The sequence below is a fragment of the Psychroserpens ponticola genome (assembly GCF_023556315.2).
Classification (GTDB): domain Bacteria; phylum Bacteroidota; class Bacteroidia; order Flavobacteriales; family Flavobacteriaceae; genus Psychroserpens; species Psychroserpens ponticola.
This window is the reverse complement of record NZ_CP116221.1, coordinates 601,614-619,118: the sequence shown is the minus strand read 5'-3', so window position 1 is coordinate 619,118 and position 17,505 is coordinate 601,614. Positions and strand designations below refer to the sequence as shown.

The following is a 17,505-nucleotide window of genomic DNA, read 5'->3' as shown; positions in this document are numbered from 1 at the left end:
GTTTTTCGAAATAAAAAAACAACACCTCCAATCTTGTTACAGATTAAAGGTGCTGAAGGTTGCTAAGAATCAATTATTCTAGTTGGTTATTTATCTAGAATAACTTTTTTGATTTTAGTTCCATCTTTGGTAATTACTTTTAAGTAATACACTTGACTCGCTAAACCAGAAAGATCAATATTAATTTTCTTATCACTAATCTTATTAAATGATTGACTAAATATTCTAGTCCCAATCAAGTCATAAAGCTCTACAATTGCATTATTATCAGTTAATCTATTAGTCTTGATAGTTAACTTACCTTTAGTTGGATTAGGGAATGTTTCAAAATTAAAATCATTATCTCTTCCAAACATGTTGTAATAATCTGACTTCGAACATGTAGAAGATAGCTGATAATCACACATTGTTGTACAACCATTAGCATCTGTAATTTCAACAGTAAACCTAACATTTTCAATACCTGTAAAATAGCTAATTGTTGAACCATCTATAGCTGAATCAAATGCCCAACCATGTATTCTTCCTACTTTATTTATAGTCCACTCATAAGTGTAGGGACCTGTTCCTCCTAAAGCAGCAACAGATAAAGTATTATCAAAACTCTCTTGACATTTAACTAAATCTCCACTTAATGGTGAACCAATTTTACAAATCAACTCATTTGGCTCTCCAATTACAACTAATTTCCCATCAACACATGGGTTTTGAGATCTAGTAGTTTCATTCTTTTTATCAAATGAACCATTTCTATTTAATGCATTATCAATTAATTTAGCTTCTACAACATAAGTTCCTGGAGAAAAATAATCTTGTCCGCTTAGATCTGAACCAATACCATTTAATTTAATTGTATAAAATGCACCTTCACTTAAACTTTCTATAGTTATCGTGCCATCATCAGCTCCAAAACAAGTCGCATCCGTAGAACTCACCTGTACATCAACTAATACTGGTTCTACAATTGTGACATCTTGAGAAATGATACAATCGTCATCGTCATTACCTTCAAAATAAGCCACAACAGTATAAGTTCCTGGCTCATAAAACATGTCAGCATCATACAGATCACCATTTACAGTTACTATTGCTCCTTCTGTTACATAACTTATAGTTATTGTTCCATCATCAAGACCAAAACATGATACATCTGTATAATCTACTTCTAACTCTATACAAATACAATCTGGAGAGATCACTTCAATATAACTAGTACATTCTACATCATTAGAAACCGTTGATGTTGTGGTTACAACAATATTATTATCTGTTGGAATATTAATAATAGTCCAAGAACCACCACCATTATCAACTGGAATCCCTAACGTACTTGAAACTGTTCCTTCTGAAACTTGAACATTTACTGTATAAGTTCCAATCTCTTCATCACATATTGGTTCACTAGCTGAAATTTCTAGATTCAATTCTTCAACTGTTATTGTTGCCATAGCATCAGGACAAGGATCAGTTCCTTGAACCGTGTAAGTATATATATTTGCCCCATTTGGTTCTGGACTCCATGTTCCACCTTCATCAGGATCACCTCCTAAAGCTTCAAATAACTCTTGAGCAGTAACTGTTCCATTTTCACAAATTGTAAGCGCTCCATTTCCTCCTGCATTTACAGACTCACGTCCTTCAACATTAAAAGTAGAACTACAACTTACACCATTTGGATGACAACGATCTGTTGCAACATAGTCAAATGATAAATCAATACTGGTGTCACAAACATAACTAGGTAAGCTTGGGAAGCTTCCTAAATTATCAGTTGCTTCACAGCCTCCTGTCATGCTGAATCCTAATTTCCATGCTGCATAGGCAGCTTCTATTTCTTGCTGTGTTGAAGAGGCATCTAAATTAACTGCTGTTGGGCAACTCACTTCTAATACTTCTGAAGGTGTAATCGTGAAACTTGCTGTATCACTACCATTCTCACATAAATCAGTGACATCATACGTTACGCTTACTGTTCCTCCAGCACATAAGTCTGGAGCACTATAAACACTTGCCAATTGTCCTGATGCATCACATCCTCCTGTATAACCAAACTTATCTAAAAACGTTTGGAAGGCTGCATCTACTCCAGTTTGATCTGCATAATCACATGACGCATAACTCTCGTCTGCTACTTCAGCTAACTCTAAAGTTGATTCAAAAGCTTTAACTGTAAAGCTACATGTTATAGCGGTTGTTTTTGCACAATCGTCACTAGCGTTTACATCTACTGATATTACTTGATCTGTTGTTCCACATTGTGTTGGTGCTTGTAAAGCAGATACATCTGTTGAATATTCAACCTCTGCATTACAACCTCCTGTGGCACTAAAATTAGCCAAAACTGCAGCTTTCCATATCTCAAACGCTGATGAAATCTCTGCATTGGTTGAACAGCCATCAACTTCATTAACTGTTGGGCAAGTACCTACTAATGTTAAGTCTGCTGCTGCTTCAACTTTAAATGTTGATGTACAACTTACGCCATTTGGATTACAAGTATCCGTTGCAGACAATGTAAATGATAAGTCTATTGCTGTTCCACACTCATAAGCTGGTAATGCTGGTATATCTCCAATATTAGATGTTGGACTATCGCCATTATTGACTCCAAATCCTGCTATCCATAAATTATAAGCCGTTAAGATATCTGCTGAACTTGTACATGAGTCTAAATTTACATCTGTTGGACAATTTACTGTTAATCCTGTTACTCCAGGAACATAGAATGTTGAACTACAAGTCACACCATTTGGATGACAACGGTCTGTTGCTCTATATGTAAAATTAAGATCTACTGCTGTTCCACAATTAAAATCTGGTAAGCTTGGGAAAGTTCCTAAGTTATCGGTTGCTTCACAGCCTCCTGTTTTAGTGAACTCTAATTTCCATGCTTCATAAGCATCTGATATCTCTTGCTCTGTAGAAGACGAATCTAAACTAACAGCTGATGGACAACTTACCTCTAATGCTGCTGATGGTGTAATCGTGAAACTTGCTGTTTCATTGTCAGATTCACATAAATCGGTTACGTTATACGTCACATTTACTGTTCCTCCAACACATAAGTCTGGTGCACTATAAGCACTTGCCAATTGTCCTGAAGCATCACAACCTCCTGTATAACCAAACTTATCTAAAAATGCTTGGAATGCTGAATCTACTCCTGACTGACTTGTATAATCACATGAATCATAACTCTCATCTGATACATCTGTCACTTCTAAGGTAGAATCAAAAGCTTTAACTGTAAAGCTACATGTTGTTACTGAAGTTTGTCCACATTCATCCTTAGCATTTATATCTACTGAAATGATTTGGTCTGCGGTTCCACATTGAGTTGGTGCTTGTAAAGCTGATACATCTGTAGAATATTCTACCTCTGCATTACAACCTCCTGTTGCACTAAAGTTAGCTAATACTGCTGCTTTCCATGTATCGAAAGCTGCTGAAATCTCTGCATTGGTTGAACAGCCATCTACTCCATTTTCTGTTGGGCAATCACCAATTAAAGCTAAATCATTTGAGTAAGCTGGAACTGTAAACGTTGCTGTTACTGGATTTGTTTCTCCACAATCATCCTTAGCATTAATATCTACTGATACGACTTGTGCTGTTGTATTACAATAGCCACTTACAGACAATGTTGCTAAATCTACTGAATACTCAACCTCAGCATTACAACCTCCTGATACTGTCATATTTTCTAAAGCTAAAATCCATGCTGCAAACTCATCTGCTGGATTTACACAGGCTGATGTAGTTACATCAGCTGGTTTTCTACTTAATCCTAATATTTCACTTGAATCAATTATAAAATCTGAACGACAATTTACTCCATTTGGATGACAAGCATCATAAGCATAAAAATTAAAGCCTAAAGATGTACCTCCATAACAATTCAATAATTGTGTGGTGTCAAAGGCTTCAAGTAAAGCAATATTTGATGTTGGATTATCTCCACCGTTGACAACAAAGCCTGCTTTCCATGCATTGTAGGCTTCTAAAATATCTGCATCAGAACTACATGCTGGTAAATTAACTGGATCTGGACATGTTACTGTCAAACCTACTATTCCAGGCACAAAGAATGTTGAACTACAACTTACGCCATTTGGATGACAACGATCTATTGCTGTGTATGTAAAACTAAGGTCTACAGCTGTACCACAATCAAAACTTGGTAAGCTTGGGAACGTATCTAAGTTATCGGTTGCTTCACAACCTCCTGTTTTAGTGAACTCTAGCTTCCATGCATCGTAAGCATCTTCTATCTCTTGTTGTGTTGATGAAGAACTTAAACTAACAGCTGTTGCACAACTCACTTCTAATGCTTCTGAAGGTGTAATCGTGAAACTTGCTGTTTCATTATCAGATTCACATAAATCGGTTACGTTATACGTCACATTTACTGTTCCTCCAACACATAAGTCTGGTGCACTATAAGCACTTGCCAATTGTCCTGAAGCATCACAACCTCCTGTATAACCAAACTTATCTAAAAATGCTTGGAATGCTGAATCTACTCCTGACTGACTTGTATAATCACATGAATCATAACTCTCATCTGATACATCTGTCACTTCTAAGGTAGAATCAAAAGCTTTAACTGTAAAGCTACATGTTGTTACTGAAGTTTGTCCACATTCATCCTTAGCATTTATATCTACTGAAATGATTTGGTCTGCGGTTCCACATTGAGTTGGTGCTTGTAAAGCTGATACATCTGTAGAATATTCTACCTCTGCATTACAACCTCCTGTTGCACTAAAGTTAGCTAATACTGCTGCTTTCCATGTATCGAAAGCTGCTGAAATCTCTGCATTGGTTGAACAGCCATCTACTCCATTTTCTGTTGGGCAATCACCAATTAAAGCTAAATCATTTGAGTAAGCTGGAACTGTAAACGTTGCTGTTACTGGATTTGTTTCTCCACAATCATCCTTAGCATTAATATCTACTGATACGACTTGTGCTGTTGTATTACAATAGCCACTTACAGACAATGTTGCTAAATCTACTGAATACTCAACCTCAGCATTACAACCTCCTGATACTGTCATATTTTCTAAAGCTAAAATCCATGCTGCAAACTCATCTGCTGGATTTACACAGGCTGATGTAGTTACATCAGCTGGTTTTCTACTTAATCCTAATATTTCACTTGAATCAATTATAAAATCTGAACGACAATTTACTCCATTTGGATGACAAGCATCATAAGCATAAAAATTAAAGCCTAAAGATGTACCTCCATAACAATTCAATAATTGTGTGGTGTCAAAGGCTTCAAGTAAAGCAATATTTGATGTTGGATTATCTCCACCGTTGACAACAAAGCCTGCTTTCCATGCATTGTAGGCTTCTAAAATATCTGCATCAGAACTACATGCTGGTAAATTAACTGGATCTGGACATGTTACTGTCAAACCTACTATTCCAGGCACAAAGAATGTTGAACTACAACTTACGCCATTTGGATGACAACGATCTATTGCTGTGTATGTAAAACTAAGGTCTACAGCTGTACCACAATCAAAACTTGGTAAGCTTGGGAACGTATCTAAGTTATCGGTTGCTTCACAACCTCCTGTTTTAGTGAACTCTAGCTTCCATGCATCGTAAGCATCTTCTATCTCTTGTTGTGTTGATGAAGAACTTAAACTAACAGCTGTTGCACAACTCACTTCTAATGCTTCTGAAGGTGTAATCGTGAAACTTGCTGTTTCATTATCAGATTCACATAAATCTGTTACATTATAAGTCACACTTACTGTTCCTCCTGAACATAAGTCTGGTGCACTATAAGCACTTGCTAATTGTCCTGAAGCATCACAACCTCCTGTATATCCAAATTTATCTAAGAACGCTTGAAACGCTGCATCTAATCCTGACTGACTTGTATAATCACATGAATTATAACTCTCATCTGTTACCTCTGTAACAAGTAATGTTGAAGCAAAAGCTTTCACTGTAAAACTACAAGTTGTTATTGATGTTTCTCCACAATCGTCCTTAGCATTGATATCTACTGAGATTATTTGATCTGTACTACCACACTGTGTAGGTGCTTGTAAAGCTGATACATCTGTAGAATACTCAACCTCTGCATTACAACCTCCAGTGGCACTAAAGTTTGCTAATACTGCTGATTTCCATGTATCGAATGCTGCTGATATTTCTAAATTTGTTGAACAACCATCTACTTCATTAGCTGTTGGGCAAGTGCCAACCAATGTTAAATCATTTGAATAAGCTGAAACAGTAAATGTCGCTGTTACTGGTGTTGTTTCACCGCAATCATCCTTTGCATTTATATTTACTGTAATTACTTGTGCTGTTGTATTACAGAATCCAGATACAGATAATGTATTTAGATCTTCTGAATATTCTACCTCTGCATTACAACCTCCTGTGGCACTCATGTTTTCTAATGCTAATATCCATGCTGCAAACTCATCTGCTGGATTCACACAAGCTGATGTAGTAACATCTGCTGGAGCTGCACTTAATGCTAATGCTGGAGCTGTAAACACAAAATCTCTTGTACAAGTTACTCCTTGAACATCTACTGTATCATCAGTTAAATAATAAGTTCTAGTAATAGTTGTTCCATTACAAATATCTCCTGGATTACTATCTTCATGTCTAATTCCTGCTGTTCCACAAGTTAATACATCTGAAAATACATCAGCTAATTCGCCATCTGTATCACCAGCATCAAAATTAGTTGGAATCGTTGCAGTACAAGTTTCTAATAGTACATCTGCTAAATTATTACAAGTAGCATCAGGAGTATCAACTCCAATAGTTACAAACACACTTCCTTCTTCATAGCATCCATCATTAGATTCTACTTTAACTTTATACGTTCCTGCAGCAAGATTAGATACAGAAAAATTTGTTTGAGAAGTAGAAAATGGACTAACACTCGTTGGCCCATTTGTTACTGTTACTGTAAAAGGCCCAATAGCAAGTGTTGTTAATGTAATATCAATAACTCCATTTGTTTCTCCCTGACATACAGTAGAACCTACACTTTCAACTATAATAGAACATAAATTATTAGCTATATTACGAAAACAAGCTGCTAGATTAGCAAAATTAGGATCAATTTCATAATCTGAATTAGAAATTAGATCTCCATCTGATGGATTATATTCATTTGTCCCTGTTATACTTGGAATATAAGTAGAAGAAGCATTTCCAATACCTAAAACAAACATGTGTGTATCTTTAGCTTTTAATAAGTTTGCCACAATAGCAGCATTATATATTTCTGCCTCTTCTGTGTCACTACCACTATCACAAAAATCATAACTAGATCCTGGATTATTAGCATTTGGAGAATATGCTGTTGGTTTTCCATCGGTAAACATTAATAACAAATCTGCAGTTGGTAACGCATTAGCTCTTAATAAAGCTGCCTGCCAATTGGTACCACCTAAATTATTATTAGAAAAATTATCTGGTGTATAGGTATTACCATTAAAACCAACATTATCATTAAAATAATTTGTAATATCAGTAGTAAGCGAGGTTCCAACTGCTCTATAGGTTGGAACGACATAATTAGCTACTGATCCAAATTCTATCAATGCCACTCTCACTGGTTTACATTCAAGTTCACCTAAAAATGCTAACACACCATCTCTAACATTATTTTCTAAAGTTTGAGAATCTATAGAATTAGATTCATCAATAATTAAAATAATATCAATTGAGTCTTCGCAGTTCACTAACATATCTGGATTAGGACTTACAGGAATCGTTGGACAGTCATCACAATTTCTCCCTGCAATATCTTCACAATACGTTTGAGCTTGAATTGAGAAAAGACTAAACAATAAAAAAGTCAAAACGAGCAATACTTGCCTTTTGACTTGAAGTTTTAAAAAAATATTGTTGAAAAAAGCGCAACAAATTTTAATTGAATTAATAGCTACAGCATTCATAATGATTGGTTTTTTTTAGTTAAACCAAACATAGATTGATTACATGATTATAATGTAAATTTGGGTTGATAGGCTATTAATCAACCGAAATAAAAAATGCCATTGTAAACAAATAATATCTGTAGGGAAAATGTGATATTAAATCGGACGAAATGTACAAAAAAATGAATATGTTGAATTGACTTTTAGACAACTCCCAAAAAAAAGAAGTTTAAAAGATTTAGGTTGTAAGAAAAACCTTAGTCATAATTGTTTAAGGTTAAAATACTGTTATACAATATTATACACCAAACCCAATCAACGCTTTTTTTTGAAACAAATAAAATTAAACCCTAAATAAATAATAAAGAAGAAAGGAATAATTATTAATTGAGTAATTATTATGTAATATGGCCATTCTCCAAAATAATCTAAAAGTGACGCAGATTCTGGTTTCTGATTAAGATAAAAATAATTGGCATCGAGTACAAAATTTATAATTACCATAAAAACAACATACAATTGAAGTGCAAAAAAAGAAATAAAAACACTATTAAATCTAGGCTTCATTTCAAAAACAAAAACAGCATAAAAAATTATTGATAATAGTCCTAAGTGCACAATCCAATATCTAAAATAATCAAAACTTGGAAAACCTTCGACTATGTCTGGAGTTATAACGCCTTGTAATGTACCTGCAATTATCCAAAACACAAGTATTTCAAACATCCAATACTTTCTGTTGTAAGAGAATATAGGTATTAATAATGCTATTAGGCTACATAAATAAAGAGGCAAATCTGTTTTAATATTATAGGACTCGAAGCCAAAATAATACAGATGAAAACTAAAAACACTTAAAGACACAAAAACAGCTAAACCATTAAATAGTCTTACTTTGATATTTTGATTGGAAGATTGTTTAGCAAATCTAATAAATAGAACAGAAAAAACAATAGCAATTCCAATTGGAATAAGATGTTCTAATGAACCAATTGCAACCCTTTGTAGTAATAAAGTAGTTAAAAAATGCATCTAGCAATATAACTAAACTGATTTACATACGTTGCTCTCTTGCTAGTAAGGTGTTTTTAAGAAGCATAGCAATAGTCATGGGACCAACACCTCCGGGAACAGGAGTAATATAACTCGCTTTTTTACTTACATTTTCGAAATCAACATCTCCAGTAATTATATATCCTTTTGTAGAACTTTCATCAGGAACTCTAGTAATACCAACATCAATAATAACGACATCATCTTTAACCATTTCAGCTTTCAGAAAATTTGGAACGCCTAGTGCTGAAATGATAATATCTGCTTGAGACGTAATTTGCGTAATGTTTTTTGTATGACTATGTGTTAATGTCACTGTTGAGTTCCCAGGAAACCCTTTACGTCCCATTAAAATACTCATTGGTCGTCCAACAATATGACTTCGTCCAATAACAACCGTATGCTTTCCTTGTGTATCAACTTCATAACGATCTAGTAATTCAAGAATCCCAAAAGGTGTAGCAGGAATAAAGGTACTCATATCTAATGCCATTTTTCCGAAGTTTTCTGGATGAAATCCATCAACATCTTTACTAGGATCTACAGCCATTAGCACTTTTTGAGTATTGATTTGTGGAGGTAATGGCAACTGAATAATGAAACCGTCGATATCATCATTTTGGTTTAATTCTTCTATTTGATCTAGCAGCTCTATTTCGCTAGTTGTGTTAGACATGCGAACCATTGTAGATTCAAATCCTACACGTTCACAAGCGCGAACCTTACTACCAACATACGTTAAACTTGCTCCATCATTCCCAACAATAACTGCAGCTAAGTGTGGTACTTTTTCGCCTTTAGCTTTCATTTTTTTGACTTGTTCAGTAATTTCATCTTTGATATCATTACTAACTTTTCTTCCGTCTAAAATTGTCATGTTGGTGTTGTTTGTTAGGTCGAGCTCAGTCGAGACCTAATTAATATTTCTATTATTTTAAAGACCTCTCGACTGCGCTCGAGGTGACTAATTTATTTTTATTAAAAAGCAATAATAAATTATTTCATACCTTTCATGGCTTGCATCATTGCTTTTCCTTTTCCGCCTTGCATCATCTTCATCATTTTACTCATTTGGTTGAATTGTTTCAACAATTGATTCACTTCTTGAACTGATGTTCCAGATCCTTTTCCTATACGTTTTTTTCTATTAGAATCTATAACTGCAGGATTAGAACGTTCATCAGGTGTCATAGAATGAATAATAGCTTCAATTCCTTTAAAAGCATCATCATCAATATCAACATCTTTCATCATTTTCCCAGCTCCAGGAATCATTCCGATAAGGTCTTTCATATTACCCATCTTCTTGATTTGTTGAATCTGCTTTAAGAAATCATCTAAGCCAAATTGATTTTTAGCAATCTTCTTCTGAATTTTTCTCGCTTCTTCTTCATCATATTGTTCTTGCGCTCTTTCAACAAGAGACACAACATCTCCCATTCCTAAGATACGATCTGCCATACGTGATGGATAGAACACATCAATAGCTTCCATCTTCTCACCTGTACCAATAAATTTAATTGGTTTATTAACTACAGATTTAATAGAAATGGCAGCTCCACCTCGAGTATCACCATCTAATTTAGTCAAAATAACACCATCAAAATTTAGGATGTCATTAAATGCTTTTGCTGTATTTACAGCATCTTGACCTGTCATAGAATCGACAACAAAAAGTGTTTCTTGCGGTTGAATTGCTTTATGAATGTTAGATATTTCGGTCATCATTGCCTCATCTACAGCCAAACGACCAGCTGTATCAATAATAACGACATTATGTCCATTTGCCTTTGCATGAGCAATACCTGCTTGAGCAATAGCAATTGGATCGCTATTTCCTTTATCACTATAAACCTCAATTCCTATTTGATCTCCTACAACATGTAACTGATCTATTGCTGCAGGACGATAGACATCACAGGCAACTAACAATGGTTTTTTAGTTTTTTTGTTTTTTAAATAATTCGCTAATTTTCCTGAAAAAGTTGTTTTACCAGAACCTTGAAGACCAGACATTAAAATTACACTTGGAGTTCCTGAAAGATTAATTCCTTCAGCATCACCTCCCATAAGCTCAGTAAGTTCATCCTTTACAAGTTTCACCATTAATTGTCCTGGCTGTAAACTTGTTAAAACATCTTGACCTAAAGCTTTCTCTTTAACTTTATTAGTAAACTCTTTAGCAATTTTAAAGTTAACATCGGCATCTAATAATGCTCTACGAACTTCCTTTAAAGTTTCTGCAACATTAACTTCTGTTATGCTTCCATGACCTTTTAAAACATGTAACGCCTTATCTAACTTTTCACTTAAATTATTAAACATAGTCTTTCTTCAGATTAATTAATACACACTATTTATTATAGGCATATTTGGAAAAATGCAAATTTAAGTATTTGTGATGTATTTATAAAGTGATGCACTATAAATTAAGCATAAAAAAAGGATTGCTATGACAACAATCCTTTTTTTCCAACTAAAAACTAAAACTAAAAACCAAGCGGTTCAGTTTTACTAACTATTATATGAATTCTCAAACAACAGTTCATTTATATCAATTTTGTTTTCTAAAGAACAGAAATAATATTCTTACTATTGTTTTATTATATAACAGCTAAATCTAAAAATCCCCTACCTTTACCTAAATTTCAAACTTAGTTTCAAGTAACAAACTATGTCAAAACCGCTTAAAGACAATATTTGTGATGAACGGTTATTTTCATCACTATTTAATAAATATTCTGAAGATCTAACTAACTTCTTATTTTATAAGTTTGGTGGCACTCTAGACCCTAAAGACAAAGCTCAGGAAGCTTTTGTAAAGCTTTGGGAAAACTGCGGAAAAATAGCACCAAATAAAGCCAAAAGTTTTCTGTTTACCACTGCAAATAATTTAATGCTTAATGCCTATGCACATCAAAAGGTAGTCCGAAAACATGAGCAAATAAAACCTAAATTTAGTACAAACGAAACACCTGAATTTCTATTACAAGAAAAAGAATATCAAAAAAAATTGAATACTGCAATTTCAAATTTAACCGATGCGCAACGTGTGGCTTTTTTAATGAATAGAGTCGAAGGAAAACGTTTTAAAGAGATTGCACAATTACTAGATATTTCGACTAAAGCTGTTGAAAAACGAATCTATGGCGCGTTAAAAAAATTAAGAGAAGATATTGATGAATTATAATAATAAATAAAAGGTAGGAATTTTTATAGTATAACTGTTATATAAATGTAAACCAAATCATGAATAAAGAAGAACTCATACAAAAGTGGTTAGATCATAACCTTAATGCACAAGAACTTGAAGCTTTCAAACAGCTTGAAGATTATGAAGCATTAACGAAGCTAGACACTAATCTTAAACACTTCAAAGCTCCAGAACACAATACTTCTGAGAGTTTAGAACAAGTATTGAGTACTATTAAATCGAACCCTCTAAACAAAACAAATTGGATCTCAACTGCCATGAAAATAGCAGCTGTTTTTGTGATATGTTTTGGCGTTTATTTTTATACAACAACTTTAGATACTACATTTAATACCATTGCGTCTCAAAAACAATCTATTGAATTACCAGACACCTCAGTAGTTGAACTTAATGCGATGTCTACACTAGCATTTAATAAAAGTAATTGGACAAGTAAAAGAGAGGTAACTTTACAAGGTGAAGCATTTTTCAAAGTCGCAAAAGGCTCACAATTTGATGTAAAAACTGAAGATGGTATCATTTCTGTTTTAGGAACACAGTTTAATGTAAAACAACGCGACAATTATTTTGAAGTAATTTGTTACGAAGGAAAAGTTGCCGTTACTTATAAAGCTAACACAGCCAAATTATTACCTGGAGATTCATTCTTCATATTAGATGGGAAATTATTTACTACTGAAAAAGAAAATCAATCTACTCCATCATGGTTACAAAACCAAAGTCGTTTTAAAAGCTTACCATATAGAGAGGTTATTGCTGAGTTTGAAAGACAACACGACGTACTTATTTCACTTGAAAATATTGACGATTCGCAATTATTCACAGGAAGTTTTACTCATAATGATATTGAAATTGCCTTAAAATCCATTACTTTACCGTTACATTTAACGTACAGTAAAACTGACAATATCATTACATTAAAACGTGAGTAAGAAAGGTGTCATTTATCTTTTTATCTTTTTAATTTTCTCTAGTATAAACAGCAGTATTGCTCAAAATACATCTAAAGAGATACAACCTCTTACCGACATTTTAACAGGATTAGAAGCTCAATACAACATAAACTTCACCTATGTTGATCAAACGATTGAAGACATCAGCATTATAAGGCCAGATAAAAACTTCTCCTTAGAAGAACTTTTAGACTACTTAAAAACGTATGCAAATCTAGATTTTATTCTCATTGACAATTATAATGTTGTCATCTCAAAACGGATTAATCCATTGAGTAAATTTATCACACAAAAATTAGAAGAAATCGTTATCACCAATTATTTAACTAAAGGAATTTCTAGAAAAAGTGATGGAAAAACAACTATTAAAACTGAAGACTTCGGAATCCTTCCAGGACTGATTGAACCAGATATTCTACAAACCATACAAGCACTTCCAGGAATATTAAGCGTTGATGAAACTGTTTCAAATATAAACGTTAGAGGTGGCACACATGACCAAAACCTTATTCTTTGGGATGGCATAAAAATGTATCAATCTGGACATTTTTTTGGCTTAGTATCTGCTTTCAATCCATATCTTACAACAGATATAAATGTTTCAAAAAATGGGACTAGTGTTATTTATGGTGACGGTGTTTCAAGCGTCATTGACATGCAACAAACCAATAGCCTAGATCAAGACTTTAAATCTGGAGCTGGTTTTAATCTTATTCATGCTGATGGCTTTGCAAAAGTACCATTAACTAAACAAGCTGAAATTCAATTATCTGCAAGACGGTCGGTTACAGATTTCATTTTCACACCAACTTACGATCAATATTTACAACGTGTATTTCAAGATTCAGATTTTTCTAATTCACCACAGAATTCAACTCAAATTGTGTCAAATAACGAGCGGTTTTATTTCTATGACATCGCAGCGAAGCTGTTATATGATATCACAGATCAGGATCAAATTCGATTTAATTTTTCGACAATAAATAATAGTTTGACTTACGATCAACTTTCTATTGCTGACGAAAATGTATCCTTAACAAATACCTTAGAGCAAAATAATTTTGCTGCAGGAGTACAATATTTAAAGTATTGGAATAGCAAACTCACAACTACAGCACAAGTTTACATTTCAAACTATGATCTCATTGCGACCGATTTTGATGTTATAAATAATCAACGTCAAAATCAAGAAAACAAAGTAAAGGATTTGGGCATAAAAATAAATGCAACTAATCATATTGATGACAACTTAAAATTACATGGTGGCTACCAGTTTAATGAAGTTATTATTAGCAATTTTGAAGAAGTAGACTTTCCTGACTTTACTAGTTTTGTTAAAGAAGTTAATCGAACACATTCTATTTATGGTGAAGCTGAATTTACTTCAGCAGATAAAAACACTTATGCTAGAATAGGTATAAGAACTAATTTTATTGAAAAATTTTCAGAGTTTTTTACAGAGCCTAGATTATCAGTAAGTCACAAACTAAGTAACAACTTTAGATTGGAGTTTCTGGCAGAATTTAAAAGTCAAACGACCTCACAAATTATAGACCTTCAAAATGACTTTTTAGGCATTGAAAAACGACGTTGGATATTATCAAACAATGAAGACATTCCAATTATTAAAAGTGCTCAAGGCGCTTTCGGCATTCATTATAACAAAAACAAATTGTTCATAAGTGCTGAAGCATTTATTAAAAATGTTAAGGGAATTACGAGTAGAAGTCAAGGATTTCAAAATCAGTTTCAGTTTGTAAATGACATTGGCAAATATCAAGTTTTAGGTATTGATTTTTTAATCAATAAACAATTTGAAACTTTCAGTACTTGGCTGAGTTATTCATTTAGTAATAATAATTACACCTTCGATAATATAAATAACAATACTGCTTTTAGAAACAATTTAGACGTAAGACATGCTGTTACATTTGCGAGTACATATGCAATCAACAATTTAAATCTAGCTCTGGGTTTTAATTGGCATTCAGGCAAACCAACTACATTACCTACAGAAGTTCAAAACACCGCTAATTCTAGCATTGAATACAAATCACCAAATAGCACTAATTTGAGTAGTTATTTTAGAACAGATATGTCTATAACATATAAATTAAAATTCGGAAAAAAACTAGATGCTTCTATAGGTGCTTCAATCTGGAATGTGTTTGATCGAAGAAATATTATAAATACTTATTTTGCTGAAGACGAAAATGGCGAGATTGTAAGCATCGATAATTTATCTTTAGGTGTGACACCAAATATTAGCTTTAGAGTACGCTTTTAATTCTTTAAAAACTACATACGTTCTGGCACAGCAACTCCTAATAAACCAAATGCATTTTTAATAACGTTTGCAACGGTTTGAGATAGCTGTACTCTAAATGTTTTTTCATTATCATTATCTGCACCTAAAATAGATACATTTTGATAAAATGAATTGAATGCTTTTACCAATTCATACGTGTAGTTTGCTATAAGCGCAGGACTGTGATGCTCTGCTGCATTTTGAATCACTTCTGGAAACAACTCTAATTGTTTAAGCAGTTCTTTTTCTTTAGGATGTAAAGATACTTCGAATGCACTCAATGTGACATTAGAATTCGTATTCGACTTTCTAAGTATGGATTGAATTCTAGCATAAGTATATTGAATAAAAGGCCCTGTATTTCCTTGAAAATCGATAGACTCTTTTGGATCAAATAAGATACGTCTTTTCGGATCTACTTTTAATATGTAATATTTTAAAGCTCCCAAACCAATCGTTTTATAAAGCTCTTGTTTTTCATCATTTGAATAACCATCTAGCTTGCCTAAATCTTCTGAAATTTCTTCAGCAGTTTGAGCCATTTCAACAATTAGATCATCAGCATCTACAACAGTTCCTTCTCTACTCTTCATTTTTCCTGAAGGTAAATCTACCATTCCGTAACTTAAGTGAAATAAATTTTTAGCCCATTCAAAACCTAGTTTTTTTATGATTAAAAACAACACTTGAAAATGATATTCTTGCTCATTTCCCACAGTATACACCATTCCACCAACATCTGGAAAATCTTTCACACGTTGAATCGCTGTCCCAATATCTTGAGTCATATACACTGCTGTACCATCACTACGCAAAACGATTTTTTCATCCAAACCATCTTCGGTTAAATCACACCAAACAGAACCATCTTCTTTCTGAAAAAAGACACCAGTTTTTAAACCTTCAGAAACAAATTCTTTTCCTAATAAATAGGTTTCGCTTTCGTAGTAGAGTGTATCGAAATCGACACCTAAGTTTTTATAGGTTTCGTCAAAACCTTCATACACCCAACCATTCATCGTTTTCCATAATGCTACAATCTCATCATCTCCTGCTTCCCATTTTTGAAGCATTTGTTGTGCTTCTAATAATAATGGTGCATTCTTTTTAGCTTCATCTTCATTTTGTCCTTCTAAAACTAACTGCTGAATTTCTTTTTTATACTCTTGATCAAACTTCACGTAATAATTCCCAACAAGTTTATCGCCTTTCAAACCAGTCGATTCTGGAGTTTCTTCATTTCCGTATTTTTTCCAAGCCAACATACTTTTACAAATATGAATCCCTCTATCATTAATAATCTGTGTCTTATAAACGGTCTTTCCAGAAGCTTTTAAAATTTCAGAAACACTATAACCTAATAAGTTATTTCTAATATGACCTAAGTGTAATGGCTTATTTGTATTAGGCGAAGAATATTCAACCATAATAGCTTTATCAGAAGCTTTAGGTAACACAAATCCGAAGTCTTGCTGATCTTTTATTCTGTTGAAAAAATCAATATAATAAGCATCATCAATTTCAACATTCAAAAACCCTTTAACGACATTAAATCCTTTAACTTCAGAAACATGTTCAACCAAATAATTACCAATTTGCTCACCAATCTGAACAGGATTTCCCTTAACAACACGCAACATAGGAAACACTACAACGGTTATATCTCCTACAAACTCTTTACGAGTGGCTTGAAATTCAACCGATTCTAATTCAGCACTATAAATTGAATTTATAGCCTGTTTCACATGCTTTGAAAGTGTATCCTGAAGATTCATTTTTATCTTATTTTATAAGTCTGCAAAGATAGGTTTTTTATTATTTTTTTAGGAGTATGACTCGCTTTAATTGATTATTTTAGAGTTTATAAACCTATTGTCCATTTTGACGAAATTCGTCAATTCGAGTAAATTTTACGATTGAAAATGAGTAAAATTTGTATCGAGAATATGAATTTTTACTTTAAATTAGTCCTCGACACAATTTTTCGTACCTCAAAATCACTCGAACTAACGTTTCATTGTGTTTTTGAAATCAAGTTCTAGA

At 33.3% G+C, this 17,505-nt stretch carries 8 protein-coding genes; 3 read left to right on the top strand and 5 right to left on the bottom strand.

What is annotated here, in order from left to right; all coding sequences use genetic code 11:
- Positions 1-86 precede the first annotated feature (86 nt).
- The 4 genes from MUN68_RS02680 to ffh all read right to left on the bottom strand — a co-directional run bounded on the left by MUN68_RS02680 (position 87) and on the right by ffh (position 11,312).
- Positions 87-7,865, bottom strand: coding sequence for a T9SS type A sorting domain-containing protein (locus tag MUN68_RS02680; RefSeq protein ID WP_249994832.1), 7,779 nt, complete (start codon positions 7,863-7,865; stop codon positions 87-89).
- A gap of 384 nt (positions 7,866-8,249) precedes the next feature.
- On the bottom strand, positions 8,250-8,966 hold the full coding sequence (locus MUN68_RS02675) for a YwaF family protein (protein WP_249994833.1): 717 nt from the start codon (positions 8,964-8,966) through the stop codon (positions 8,250-8,252).
- A gap of 22 nt (positions 8,967-8,988) precedes the next feature.
- Entirely contained in the window at positions 8,989-9,864 is an 876-nt protein-coding gene (locus MUN68_RS02670; RefSeq protein ID WP_249994835.1) for a bifunctional 5,10-methylenetetrahydrofolate dehydrogenase/5,10-methenyltetrahydrofolate cyclohydrolase, read from the bottom strand.
- Between the two features lie 119 nt (positions 9,865-9,983).
- Positions 9,984-11,312, bottom strand: coding sequence for a signal recognition particle protein (gene ffh, locus MUN68_RS02665; RefSeq protein WP_249994836.1), 1,329 nt, complete (start codon positions 11,310-11,312; stop codon positions 9,984-9,986).
- 349 nt (positions 11,313-11,661) lie between these two features.
- On the opposite strand from ffh, the gene MUN68_RS02660 reads away from it, so the two are divergent.
- From MUN68_RS02660 to MUN68_RS02650, 3 genes are read left to right on the top strand one after another with little or no spacing between them, the layout of a single operon-like run.
- A complete protein-coding gene (locus MUN68_RS02660) occupies positions 11,662-12,177 on the top strand; it encodes an RNA polymerase sigma factor (RefSeq protein ID WP_249994837.1) in 516 nt (171 codons plus the stop codon).
- Between the two features lie 59 nt (positions 12,178-12,236).
- Positions 12,237-13,133: a FecR family protein gene (locus MUN68_RS02655; protein ID WP_249994838.1), complete on the top strand. Its 897-nt coding sequence runs from the start codon at positions 12,237-12,239 to the stop codon at positions 13,131-13,133.
- Positions 13,126-15,441, top strand: coding sequence for a TonB-dependent receptor plug domain-containing protein (locus tag MUN68_RS02650; protein ID WP_249994839.1), 2,316 nt, complete (start codon positions 13,126-13,128; stop codon positions 15,439-15,441). Before MUN68_RS02655 ends, MUN68_RS02650 begins: the two co-directional genes overlap by 8 nt.
- An 11-nt stretch (positions 15,442-15,452) precedes the next feature.
- On the opposite strand, the gene argS is transcribed toward MUN68_RS02650, so the two are convergent.
- Positions 15,453-17,237, bottom strand: a complete 1,785-nt coding sequence (gene argS / locus MUN68_RS02645; RefSeq protein WP_249994840.1) for an arginine--tRNA ligase — start codon at positions 17,235-17,237, stop codon at positions 15,453-15,455.
- Between the last annotated feature and the right edge of the window lie 268 nt (positions 17,238-17,505).

What these genes read in the sequence shown, in the direction of transcription:
- MUN68_RS02675 (WP_249994833.1), bottom strand. Translation starts at nt 8,966, where the DNA reads ATGCATTTTTTAACTACTTTATTACTACAAAGGGTTGCAATTGGTTCA.
- MUN68_RS02670 (WP_249994835.1), bottom strand. Translation starts at nt 9,864, where the DNA reads ATGACAATTTTAGACGGAAGAAAAGTTAGTAATGATATCAAAGATGAA.
- ffh (WP_249994836.1), bottom strand. Translation starts at nt 11,312, where the DNA reads ATGTTTAATAATTTAAGTGAAAAGTTAGATAAGGCGTTACATGTTTTA.
- MUN68_RS02660 (WP_249994837.1), top strand. Translation starts at nt 11,662, where the DNA reads ATGTCAAAACCGCTTAAAGACAATATTTGTGATGAACGGTTATTTTCA.
- MUN68_RS02655 (WP_249994838.1), top strand. Translation starts at nt 12,237, where the DNA reads ATGAATAAAGAAGAACTCATACAAAAGTGGTTAGATCATAACCTTAAT.
- argS (WP_249994840.1), bottom strand. Translation starts at nt 17,237, where the DNA reads ATGAATCTTCAGGATACACTTTCAAAGCATGTGAAACAGGCTATAAAT.